This window comes from Paraburkholderia graminis C4D1M, assembly GCF_000172415.1.
Taxonomy (GTDB): domain Bacteria; phylum Pseudomonadota; class Gammaproteobacteria; order Burkholderiales; family Burkholderiaceae; genus Paraburkholderia; species Paraburkholderia graminis.
Genome location: NZ_ABLD01000001.1, coordinates 239,935 through 251,539, shown reverse-complemented (window position 1 = coordinate 251,539; position 11,605 = coordinate 239,935). Strand labels below are relative to the sequence as shown.

The 11,605-nt window shown below is 62.2% G+C and carries 11 protein-coding genes; 3 read left to right on the top strand and 8 right to left on the bottom strand.

Features of this window, described 5'->3' with window-relative positions; translation table 11 throughout:
- Positions 1-76 precede the first annotated feature (76 nt).
- A complete protein-coding gene (locus BGRAMDRAFT_RS35180) occupies positions 77-424 on the bottom strand; it encodes a hypothetical protein (RefSeq protein WP_006046790.1) in 348 nt (115 codons plus the stop codon).
- A 554-nt stretch (positions 425-978) separates the two neighbouring features.
- On the opposite strand from BGRAMDRAFT_RS35180, the gene BGRAMDRAFT_RS01180 reads away from it, so the two are divergent.
- Positions 979-1,332, top strand: coding sequence for a BON domain-containing protein (locus BGRAMDRAFT_RS01180; protein WP_006046789.1), 354 nt, complete (start codon positions 979-981; stop codon positions 1,330-1,332).
- A gap of 38 nt (positions 1,333-1,370) precedes the next feature.
- Here the strand turns inward: BGRAMDRAFT_RS01180 and BGRAMDRAFT_RS01175 are convergent, their stop codons facing one another.
- The 3 genes from BGRAMDRAFT_RS01175 to BGRAMDRAFT_RS01165 form a co-directional block, all read right to left on the bottom strand.
- Positions 1,371-2,204, bottom strand: coding sequence for a class II glutamine amidotransferase (locus BGRAMDRAFT_RS01175; protein ID WP_006046788.1), 834 nt, complete (start codon positions 2,202-2,204; stop codon positions 1,371-1,373).
- Between the two features lie 139 nt (positions 2,205-2,343).
- Positions 2,344-2,700: a DUF2964 family protein gene (locus tag BGRAMDRAFT_RS35175; protein ID WP_232292200.1), complete on the bottom strand. Its 357-nt coding sequence runs from the start codon at positions 2,698-2,700 to the stop codon at positions 2,344-2,346.
- A 29-nt stretch (positions 2,701-2,729) separates the two neighbouring features.
- On the bottom strand, positions 2,730-3,749 hold the full coding sequence (locus BGRAMDRAFT_RS01165; RefSeq protein ID WP_006046786.1) for a hypothetical protein: 1,020 nt from the start codon (positions 3,747-3,749) through the stop codon (positions 2,730-2,732).
- Positions 3,750-4,109: 360 nt separating this feature from the next.
- Here BGRAMDRAFT_RS01165 and BGRAMDRAFT_RS01160 point away from each other — a divergent pair, with 360 nt between their 5' ends.
- Complete coding sequence (locus BGRAMDRAFT_RS01160; RefSeq protein WP_006046785.1) at positions 4,110-5,525, top strand: DUF3300 domain-containing protein; 1,416 nt, start codon at positions 4,110-4,112, stop codon at positions 5,523-5,525.
- A gap of 12 nt (positions 5,526-5,537) precedes the next feature.
- Positions 5,538-6,461, top strand: coding sequence for a DUF2950 domain-containing protein (locus tag BGRAMDRAFT_RS01155; protein WP_006046784.1), 924 nt, complete (start codon positions 5,538-5,540; stop codon positions 6,459-6,461).
- A gap of 173 nt (positions 6,462-6,634) precedes the next feature.
- Here BGRAMDRAFT_RS01155 and BGRAMDRAFT_RS01150 read toward each other — a convergent pair whose 3' ends face one another.
- The 4 genes from BGRAMDRAFT_RS01150 to BGRAMDRAFT_RS01135 are packed head-to-tail and all read right to left on the bottom strand — an operon-like array spanning position 6,635 to position 11,604.
- Complete coding sequence (locus tag BGRAMDRAFT_RS01150) at positions 6,635-7,252, bottom strand: PqiC family protein (protein WP_006046783.1); 618 nt, start codon at positions 7,250-7,252, stop codon at positions 6,635-6,637.
- Entirely contained in the window at positions 7,249-8,868 is a 1,620-nt protein-coding gene (locus BGRAMDRAFT_RS01145) for a PqiB family protein (protein WP_006046782.1), read from the bottom strand. Before BGRAMDRAFT_RS01145 ends, BGRAMDRAFT_RS01150 begins: the two co-directional genes overlap by 4 nt.
- On the bottom strand, positions 8,843-10,132 hold the full coding sequence (locus BGRAMDRAFT_RS01140) for a paraquat-inducible protein A (protein ID WP_006046781.1): 1,290 nt from the start codon (positions 10,130-10,132) through the stop codon (positions 8,843-8,845). Before BGRAMDRAFT_RS01140 ends, BGRAMDRAFT_RS01145 begins: the two co-directional genes overlap by 26 nt.
- Positions 10,129-11,604 carry an efflux transporter outer membrane subunit gene (locus tag BGRAMDRAFT_RS01135; RefSeq protein ID WP_006046780.1) on the bottom strand — a complete coding sequence of 492 codons (1,476 nt, stop codon included), beginning with the start codon at positions 11,602-11,604 and terminating at the stop codon, positions 10,129-10,131. Before BGRAMDRAFT_RS01135 ends, BGRAMDRAFT_RS01140 begins: the two co-directional genes overlap by 4 nt.
- Position 11,605: the final 1 nt, after the last annotated feature.

Here is an 11,605-nt window from a genome sequence, read left to right as displayed (position 1 = left end):
CCCGGGGCGGCGTTCCCGTCAGTGAACCGGGGTGAATGCTTCTGGAGGCAGAGTCATTTGAGTACCTGTTCGCCGCCTAAAGGCAGCCTCCTACATCTCCCATCGCATTGCTGCCTCCCCCGCTACCTGCACGGAAGCCGACCGACGTTTTGCTATTACCCGTCCACGATGGCCGCACCACGGCGGCTGCGCCACCCGGAGGCTGCTGACCTGGCACATAGACATCCATGGCCTGGTCGTTCGCCACGATCACCTGCGATATGACCTGTTGTTGCGACCGGTCGGCCCAGTCCTTCGCGATGCATTGCGCGACGACAGGAGCAGACCGTTGGCTTTCTCCGACCGCTTGCGCGCCCGGCGGCATGGGTTGGTTTGCACAGGCTGACACAGCAACGGTCACGACAAGAAGCGATAACGGTTTCATTTTTCACGTCCGGTTGAATGTTGCTTTTGAAAAGGCGCGTGGATCAACGCCGCGGTGGTCCTCGAGTTACTGCTGACGGGCCGGCTCCAGAGCATGGGCACTGGATACGGTTACCGTCGCGGCGGATTCAGAGGGTGGTGGCAACGCGACCTCGCTAGCCGCGATAGAGCCAACGGCAGACGGCGTCACGGCAGCGACGGCGGCAGGCGGTTCCGGTGTACGCGGAGCCGCTATAAGAAAGCCACTCGATGTCAAAAAGATTGCGAGTAACAGGACAAATTCCACGGCCACTCCAGTTCGATATCATTGCAGGCTCGCATGGCACCTGTGAGTACTTGGCAGCTCATCGGTCCATCCGCTCGCTCTTTACAAGCTTAACCAGCCGATATACCAGGCCAATAGGACCTTGGTCCTACACCTCGCGGGGCTGGTTTAAAAACTGGGCCGCGTGGCGCCTTTCAAGCTGCGTAGTTATTTGCAGAATGACATTTGATCGGCGCGCAACGTTGGCTATCTTTGATTCACGAACGTCGGAATCAACAGGAGAGGCAATCATGAAAACACCGCACGCCGTGAGTTGTTTTGTCTTCGCGGGATGTGTCGCGTTAATGCCAAACGTCCATGCGCAAACCGCCAACGCCATGCCGGTGGCGTCGAGTCCCGGCGCAGGTTCAGGCAGTGCCACGCAGGCGGACAAGAAGCTGGCCCGCGACGTTCGCAAGGCGTTGTCGAGAGCGCCCAACTTCAACGTATCGAACGTATTCGTCAAGGCGCGTGGCGGTGTCGTGACATTATCCGGAAGCGTGCCGGACGGTCCTCAGATCGAGCAGGCAGCAGAGGTGGCGATGAGCGTGCCGGGTGTAACGTCGGTGAGCAACCATCTCTCGCTTTACACGAAAGGGTATTAACGCTTCGCCGCGGACAAGCGCGGCGCTTGCGACGATCGTCAAGCCGCTCGCGGCTCGAATGCAAACCGCTCGACCTCGCCGCCGCGCGCAACCACCGCCGTGCTCTCCGGAATCTCCTGCCACCAGCCCGGCAAATCGGCGAGCGGCTCCGACACGACCAGAAACGCGTCCTGCCCGGCCATCGCAATGCGCGGATCGTCGGGATACAACTCGTGCATTTGACGGAACGACGTATTGTGAAACAGCGTGCGGGACTGCCGTTCGCTCGAATAACGCACAGCGATAATCTGCTCGCCGTCGGTTGCACAGACGGTCATGTTCAGCGGCTCTTCAACGCCGTGGCGGCGGCCCGTTTCTTCGACGAACGCGACCATCCTCTCGAGCGCAGTGACAGGCGCGAGTTCCAGACCAAAGGTTAGCGCGAGGAAGAACAGCACTTCCGAGTCGGTCGAGCCCTCGATAGAAGCGAACAGTTCGGGCGCAATCGCGACCATCAGGTCGCGGCGCACGGCCGGATACTTGCGCACTACTCCGTTGTGCGCGAACAGCCAGCGGCCATGACGAAACGGATGACAGTTGGTCTCCTGTGACGGCGTGTCGGTCGCGGCCCGGATGTGCGCCATGAACATCGGCGCGTGGATTGCCCGCGCCGCTTCGCGCAGGTTGCGGTCGCTCCATGCCGGCTGAATGCAGCGGTATCGAAACGGAATGTCGGTCGGATGGCCGTACCAGCCGATCCCGAAACCGTCGCCATTGGTCGTCGTGTGGCCGAGACGCGAATGAAGGCTTTGATCGATCAGCGAATGCTTCGCGTTGAAAAGCACCGTTTCAAGCTGAAGGGGATTGCCGGAATAAGCGAGCCAGCGGCACATGAGATGTCTCCGTGTATCGGATACGCGCTAATTCCGCCAGCCAGTTGCAGCGGAGCGCTATCCAGAACGTCATCAAGAAGGGAAAGAACAAACCGCCCGCGCCACTCGGGTGAGAAGCTGGTCCGCAGCACGCACAGTGCTATCGTGAGACCGGCTTCTTTTTGCTGGAGAGGCCTGGAACGGATATCAGGTTGAGCGCAATCACCGCGATCGCGATACCCAGAAAAACCGCGAGTACGCCATAGCGGAATTCGGGTTGGCGGTCGTACAGCAAGCCAGTGATGGTCGCATAGAGACCAGCCAGCCAGATAGCGACGCCGACCAATGCGATTGCAACCCGTCTTTCCGATTTTTTCATCACGACCTCGGCAATCAGCGCTGGTTCTCTAAACATATTAGTGCGGCGGAGCCATGTTTTCCAGAACTGGTCGTATACGTGCCGAAGAAAACCAGCGCCGTTCAACGCGAGCGCCGTGCAGCGGTGGCAGGAAGACATGAGTCGCATTCTTCTCGCCGCCCGCTGCGTTAAAAACTCACAGCGAAGCCGATCGAAACGCCGTGCACGTTGTGCCCGAAAACATACCTTGCGATCAACCGTGTGCGGGTAATGACAACGGGATACCTGCTGCTATCGAGTTCAAGTCCCACACCCAATGACGTCAGGTCGTTGAATCCGAGCACGCCCGCGCTGTCCCCGAAATAGTGCGAATAGGCAGTTTCGAGCACGTAGCGCACGGGCCGGTCCAGCGCGTGCCAACCGGTAGGCGCGCGCCAGCGGGCCCACAGGCTGAACTGCTGCGCGGTCGCCGAACCCTGCACCGCCTCGGACGAGCCACCGAAGCTGCGAAGATAGATATCCGTCGCACGAAGTTCGACGTCGATTTCATAGTTCTCCCGATAGTGCTCGTAATCGAGCATGAGCGAGCCGCCATAGCCGTATGCGTCGAGTGAGCCGTTGTCGAGAAACTGCAGATTGCTGTCCGTGACGCGATTGATAACCGTCTGCCCTACCCTCAGATCGCTCGAAACGCGCCCGATGGTGCCGTTCAGTATCGGCCGAAATACCAGTTCATCGGTGATGTGGAAGTCCCACCCGATGCCCGCCGTCGTGCTGAACGTGTTCCAGCGCGTCGGCAATGGCCGCTGTTGCGCGCCATCCGTGGCGACAAATGTCGGATCGTAGCGGCTATACGCCAGCGTGCCTTCCAGATACAACGGAAATGACTTGCTGAGCGTGAAGCCACCGCCCAGTTGTGTCTGGCCGAATCCGGGATTGCCAGTGGTGCCGCTATTGATCGAAAGCGAACTGGTGGTCACATCGGGTACTGTCGTGTAGCTCATGACGGCGAGTACCGCATCTGCGTGCCGTTTCACGTTACCGCCTACAACGGCGCGGCTCGACAGCGCATCCGGCGCGACCTGCGCGCGGGACTGCAAGGAGATCACAATCAGGACGATACCCGCGCACGTTATCGCCCTACTGTTCGCACGGTGGCGCCGCGCGCGCAACTGGTTTGAAGCCGACTTCATGGCTGTGCTGCGCATACGCACTCCAGTTCGTATCGGCACCTCTCGGGCCGGCGGTACATTTCAGACATCGTCATGAAAAATCCGCCAATCGCCCGCGAAGCCATTCGATGAATGAATGGCGACCGTGTCACGCTCTCGCAATTGCCCCGAGCGCCGCATCGATTAACGAAGCGTAGCGGCTCGCGGTGAATAAAACTTCGCGATCTGCCGCATGAAATCGGCAAATGATGTCGGCATTAAGGTTCCAACATCCCGGGGATGTTCTAAGATTGTATTAAGCACTATTTCGTGTTCAGCATAGTATCTGCAATTCACCGTCGTTCACAACCGGCCCGATTATTTCGGACACCTTCTTACCATCCCGAAGGAGCGGCCATGTTCCTGTGGAATCAACGATGGAGCACGGCGCTATGCCGGTGGTCACTGGTCGCCCTGACCGTCGCCATGACGACAGGTATCACGCATGCGCAAAACGACGCTGCACCGCCAACGCAGCCCTTCAAGCCCGAAGAAATAGAGGCGCTGGTCGCGCCGATCGCTCTCTATCCGGACTCGGTGCTGTCGCAGGTGCTCATGGCCTCCACGTATCCGCTCGAGATCGTGCACGCGGCGCGCTGGGTCAAATCCAATCCGAAAGTCAAGGGCGACGCCGCCGTGAAAGCCGTCGAGAATCAGCCGTGGGATGTCAGCGTTAAATCGATGGTTGCCTTCCCGCAAATTCTCGAGCCGATGAACGACAAGCTCGACTGGACGCAGAAACTCGGCGACGCATTCCTGGCGCAGCAGAAAGACGTACTCGATGCCGTTCAGAGACTCCGCGCCCGCGCCAAGGAATCGGGCAACCTGAAGTCGAACGAACAGCAGAACGTCGTGGTGGAGCAGGCGCCCGCCGGTGGGCAAACCATCGTCAAAATCGAGCCTTCGAACCCACAGGTCATTTACGTACCCGCGTATAACCCGACTGTGGTCTACGGCTCGTGGAGCTACCCGACTTATCCGCCGACCTACTGGCCGCCCTACCCAGCCTACTACCCGGGCGGCGCGCTGATGACCGGCTTCGCATGGGGCGTCGGGCTGGCGGCCGCGGGTGCGATCTTCGGTAATTGCAACTGGGGAGGCGGCGACGTCAACATCAACGTCAACAAGGCCGCCAACATCGACCGCAACTTCGACCGCACCAAGGTCCAGGGCGGCGGACGCTGGCAGCACGACGGCAGCCATCGCCAGGGCGTCGCGTATCGCGACAATGCCACTCGCGACAAATATTCGCGCAACGTCGGTGGGGCCGAGGGGCGTAACGACTTTCGCGGCCGCGACTCCGGCAACGGCGCACGTGCCAATACTGCCGACCGTGCGAACGCCGGCGATCGAGGCAGAACCGGCGACCGCACGAACGCGGGTAATCGCGATTCGGCAGCGGACAGATCGAATGCGGGTAATCGTGATTCGGTGGCGGACAGGTCGAATGCAGGCAATCGCGGAGGAACAGCGGACAGGTCGAGCGCAGGCGATCGCGGCGGCGTCTCGAACCGCCCGAGTACCGGCGAAGTGTCCCGCGCCAGCGACCGCGCAGGCGGCGCAGGTGGCGGCGTAGGCGCAGGCAGCGCAGGCGGTGCTGCCGGCGGAGGGCGCGACAATGCCTTTCAGGGCGTAGGCGCGGGCGGCGCAACTCAGCGCAGCGCCGATCGCGGGCGTTCCAGCATGCAAAGCTCGAACTTCAGCCGCCCGAGCGGCGGAGGCGGAGGCGGAGGTGGCATGCGCGCGGGCGGTGGACGCGGTGGAAGACGTTAGGGAGACCACAACATGTCATCGATGTCACGAAGCCGGCGGCGCACCGTAAACAGCGCGTTGCGCATCTTCACGTTTGCATGTGCAATGGCTCTGGGCGGATTGCCCTCGGCGCATGCGGAGCAAGACTTCCGTTCTCCCGATGCCGCGATGAACGCATTGGGCGAAGCGGTCAGCCGCAACGAAGAGACGGCACTGCAATCCATTCTCGGTCAGAACTTCCGCACGCTCATTCCACCCGTCGGCGCCGAGATCCGCAGCCGCTTTCTCGATGAATGGGCTCAGTCGCATACAGTGCAGCAGATCGACGATCGTCATGCGCGCATTGCGGTCGGCACCGACAACTGGACCTTTCCCATCCCACTCGTGAAGCGGACAACAGGATGGCAGTTCGACATGAAGGCGGGCGCCGAAGAAATGCGGGAACGCCGGATCGGCCGCAACGAACTTGCCGTCATCCAGACCATGCTTGCTATCTATGACGCTCAGCATGACTACGCGCTCACGGATCACGACGGCGACGGCCTGCTTTCCTATGCGTCGAAGCTCGCGAGTTCGCCCGGAAAACAGGACGGCCTCTACTGGCCGACGCAGGCAAACACGCCGGCCAGCCCGTTGGGACCCGCGTTCATTCAGGCGCGCGCGCGTCAGTCAGCGGATGCCGGTTATCACGGCTACCAATACAGGCTGCTGACCTCGCAAGGACCGCACGCACCAGGCGGCGCTTACGACTATCTCGCGCATGGCAAGCTCTATGGCGGCTTTGCTGTCGTCGCGTGGCCCGTGCGATACGGCGACACGGGTATCAAAAGCTTCATGGTCAGTCACGCGGGCCAGGTCTACGAGCGTGACCTGGGTCCGGACAGCGCGGCCAAGGCGAAGGCGATGACGTCGTTCGATCCCGGACCCGGCTGGGCAGAAGTGCAGCCACAGCGTTGATAATCAGCCGGACCTGGCGTTCGGCCACCACAATCGTCAGGCCCCGCTCTGTCGAGCAAATTGCGCGATACGTCGCGTGACTGGCACTGCCGCCCTGCAGAGTGGCGACGCATTGCCGGCTTCTGTTCGCTGCAACGCTCGTGAATGCACAGCACACCAGGCCGACGCATTTCCTATTGAGGCGCGCTCGTCTGAATGGCCGCAGCAATCTCGCGGCTCACGCCGCCGAGCGCCCGGTCGCTGGCCGACACCAGGGCCTCGTAACCCGGCGTGCTCATCTCCTCACGCACAAGCGACTTTCCGGCAAGGGGCACGGCTTTGCCCGGGGGCAGCACAGTCCACAGCGCCTCGATCGTGACCGATTCGCCCAGCATTGCATCGAAACGCATCACGTCCACCCGCACGCGCCACGTACGCGTTGCATCCAGACCGGTATCGAAGATCGACGCCCGTTGAGATCCAAGCAGCGTCGCCAGGTTGCCGGCGACCGCACGCGCGATGCCGCCCTTGAGCGGCTGCCCCCAGCGGGCAAACTCGTCGAGCGTCACCTGGTTACTACCGAGGCGCGTCACGATCTGCGGCCTGTCCAGTATGTCCGGCACGGTGACCGGACTCACCACCACGTTCACCGGCGTAGCCGGCGTAAGCGGCCCGAGCGTGCGGTCAGGGCCGAGCGTGTAGAAGCTCGCCGTAGCCGACCTGCCGCACGCGCCGAGCAGCGAGCCTGCGAGCACCGGCAGCACGATTAGTGCGGCTAACATCGCGACGATAAACAAAGGCCCGCGTCTCATGGCTGTTCCTCCCGCTTGCCGCGCACCAGCGCCTCGGGGTGGCGCTCGAGGTAATCCGCGAGCGTGCGCACGGCGGCCGCCGTTTGCGCGAGCTGATTCATCGCGTCGCCGACATTCTGTTGCAGCGCCGAGTCCGGCTGCAGCGCGCCGTTCGCGGAAGTCATGGTTCCCTGCGCTGCGGTCAACGCGTCTCTCGCTGACGGAACCACGTCCTTGTCGACATGCGTAAGCAGCGAATTCGCGCTTTGCAGGGTTGCTTGCGCGTTCTTGCCGATCGCCTCGAACGGAATGGTGTTCAGTTTCGCCACGAGCCGCGACATGGAATCCTGTAGCGACTGCAGCGTGTTGGGAACGGTCGGGTATTGAGGTGGATTTTTGTTCCAGTCTATTTTGCTCTTCGGGGCATCGGGGAAGAAGTCCACTGCGAGGTAACGCTGCCCGGTCAGCAGATTGCCGGTTCTCAATTGCAGGCGCAGGCCTTTGGAAACGAGGTAATCGGCGAAATCGCGCGTGTTCTTCACCACTGGCCCGCCCGTCGGTCCACTCTCATAACGGTTCGTGAAGCGTTCGGGATAGAAGGCGACCTCCACCACGATACTGAGCTTTCTGGCCTCGCGGTCGAACCGGGTATAGATGCCGCTCACCTCGCCGATCGTGATGCCGCGAAAATCGAGCGGCGCGCCGACCGTCAATCCACGCACCGAGTCGTCGAACTCGGCGACGAACCGGGTGACAATGCGGTCTTGCCGCTTCATTGCTTCGCCGAGGTTCTCGAACAGCGTGAACGATGCGCCGGCCGCGGCCGGCGGCTCGTTAAGCGAATGCTCGAGCGTGTCGAAAGCGACGCCGCCCACCAGGATCGACACGAGCGATTGCGTGTTGATCTTCACGCCATTGGTGTCCAATGCAATGTCCACGCCGCTCGCATGCCAGAAGCGCGTGTCCGGTCTCACGAACTTGTCGTACGGTGCATTGACGAACACGTGCAAGGTCACGCTTCTGCCATCCGGATCGAGAGCGAAGGAGGTGATCTGTCCCACCTGCAACCTCCGGTAAAAGATCGGCGTGCCGGCATCCACCGAGCCCATGTCCTTGCTTTTGAGCACGAAAGCGCGCCCTGGAATATCGCTTGCGATGACGGGCGGCGTCTCGAGCCCGGTGAATTGCTGGCGCGCCTTGGGCGAACCTCCCGCATCCATTCCGACAAACGAACCGGAGAGCAGCGTCCCAAGGCCCGATACCGTGCCGCCGGAAATGCGCGGGCGCACGACCCAGAAACGCGTGTCGTCCACGAGCAGATCGGACGCATCCTTCACGACCTCGGCGGTCGCGATCACATGCTTGTGGTCTCTCGACAAACTGACTTCCTTGACGACGCCGATATCGACATCGCGGTATTTGATCCTGGTCTTGCCCGCCTCCAGCCCTTCGCCAGTGATGAATGTGATGGCAATCTTCGGCCCCTCGTCGAGAACCGCCTTCACGGCCAGCCATCCGCCGATCAGCACGGCGACGATCGGCACGAGCCATACGACTTGCAGCCGCCAGCGTGCGCGCGGCGCAGCCACGGCCTCCGGAAGATCCGGCAGCTCAGGTGTGTTTCCGGATTCCGGCATGATCTTGCGTGGCCTCGTCCCAGATCAGACGCGGGTCTAACGACATGGCGGCGAACATGGTCAGTACGACGACCGCGCCGAACGCGACGGCGGCCGGTCCTGCCTGGATCGTGGCCAGCGCCTTGAACTGGACGAGAGCGACCAGCATGGTGATGACGTAGATATCGAGCATCGACCACCGTCCGACCAGTTCGACCACCCGATAGATGCGCGCGCGCTGTTCGGGATTCCAGCGCGAATGAAACTGTATCGAGAGTGAGAGAAATGCGATCGCCAGTATCTTCAGCATCGGCACCGCGATGCTCGCGATGAACACCACGAGCGCGAGCAACCACGAGCCCGATGTCCAGAGATAAACGACGCCGCTCATGATGGTGTCTTTCGCGGCCCCGAAAAGCGAACTCGTGTACATGACCGGCAGCACGTTGGCGGGAACGTACAGCACCATTGCAGCGAATAGAAACGCCCAGGTGCGCGCGAGGCTGTCCTGCTTGCGACGATGCACCGAGGCTCCGCAGCGCGGACACGACAGCTCGTGCGCATGGGCGGGCGCCCTCGCAAGCAGGCCGCAGTCGTGACATTGCACCAGCCCGCACTCGGCCGCGCTCAGCCAGCCGCGCAGCACGGAACGCTCGCCGGACGCGTTGCTGCCGCCCTGCTCCAGCGCGCCGATGTGCAGCCACAGGCTGCGTGGATCGAAGGCCGCGCCCACCGCGGCGAGCGTCAGCGTGAGCGCGCCGAACGACCACAGGCCGATGCCCGGAACGACGCTGGCAATGTGGGAAAGCTTGACGAGCGCGACCAGCAGTCCAAGGATCAGCACCTCGATCATGCCCCACGGCTGAACCAGACGGGACAGCCGGAACACGACGCCGGCGGCCCACGGCACACGATTCAAACGCAACGGCACGAGCAACCACAGCACCGTAGCAATGTGCAGGATGGGCGTGAGAATGGTGGTGGCGAAAACGAGCCCGGCGATAGGCCACATTCCGTCCCTGTACAGCACGCGGACCGAGCCGATCAGCGTGGTGTTGACCAGCGTGCCGTTCACCGAAAGCCCCACGATCGGAAACGAGTTGGCGATCACGAGCAAAACGGTCGCGCCTAACGAGAGCGCGAACGCGCGGCCCAGCCAGTCAGCCCGATTGCGGTAAAGCTCGCCATGACAGCGCCGGCACCGGAGCACGCCGCCTTCGGGAACACCTGCATCCCGTTGCAGCAGGTCGCATTCGTGACAGGCGAGAAGAGTGGCGCGCGTCATCGTTGGGCCTCGGCTGCGGGCACGCCCGCTATCGGCTGCTGGACGGCGGGCGGCTGCGTCAGTTCCTGTGCCTTGATAACCCAGCCGCCGCCCATTGCCTTGTACAGATTCACGAACGACGTCAACTGGACGCCCTGCGTCTGCGTGTAGCTCAACTGCGCGTTGAAGAGACTCCGCTCGGCGTCGAGCACCTCGATGTAACTCGTATATCCGCCTTCGTAGCGCAGCCGCGCGAGGTGTGCGTACATGGCGAGCGCGTTCACCTGGTCGCCCTGCACGCTCAGTTGTTCGCCCGACTTTTGCAGGTTGATGAGCGCATCGGAGACTTCCTGGAACGCGACCTGAATCGCCTTTCGGTAGGCGAAAAGCGCTTCCTGTTGCCGTGCCTCAGCCTGATGCACTTGCCCTTCGATATTGCCGGCCGTGAAGATCGGCAACGACACCGCACCGGCGAACGACCATATGCGAGCGGGTCCGGAAAACAGGCTGGCGAAGTCGGTGCTGAGCGAGCCGAACAGCCCGGTCAGCGAGATCGACGGGAAATACAGCGCACGGGCTGCGCCGATCAGCGCATTTTGTGCGACCAGATTCTGCTCGGCCTGCAGCAGATCGGGGCGGCGTTCGAGCAGATCGGACGGCAGCCCGGACGGGATTGTCGGCGCGGCCAGCGCATCGAGATCGTGGCCGCGCACGATCGGTTCGGGATTGCGTCCCAGCAGCACGGCGAGCGCATCCTCCTGCACTGCAATCTGCGCTTCGAGTTGCGGAAGCGTCGCGCGGGCCGCCTGATATTCGGACTGGCTCTGCGCCAGTTCCAGTTGCGATACCTCGCCGCCCTTGAAGCGCAACGTGAATACGTTGACCGAGTCGGCGCGACTCTGCACGGTCGCTTTGGCAATGTCCAACTGTTTGTCGAGGCTGCGCAGATTGATGTAGGACGAAGCGACGGAAGCCACGAGAGAAAGAATCGTCCCGCGGCGGCCCTCTTCGCTCGCGAGCAGATTCGCGCGCGCGGCTTCGCTTTGACGCCTGATTTTGCCGAACAGATCGATTTCCCACGACGCCGACACACTCGCATCGACCTGGTTATAGACGGCGCCGACACCGGCCGGCAGCGGCACCGCGCCGCTCTGCGACGCGCGCTGGCGCGACGCATCGAAGTTGGCTCCCACTTGCGGAAAGAGTCCGGAGCGAGTCGTCACGAACTGACCGCGAAATTCTTCGACGCGCGCAGCGGCGATCTTGACGTCCAGGTTATCGGCGAGCGCCGCGGCGATCAGTTCGTTCAGAACGGGGTCCTGAAACTGCTCCCACCAGACGGTGTTCGCGGTCTCGGCGGTTTGTTCCATGCTGAAGCGGAACGTGGCCGGCACCTCGGTTTTTGGCCGCTCGTAGTTCGGCCCGAGCAGACAGCCGTAGAGGCTGGTCAGCACAAGAACCGCAAGCAGGCGCTCGAATGCCGGTCCACGCATG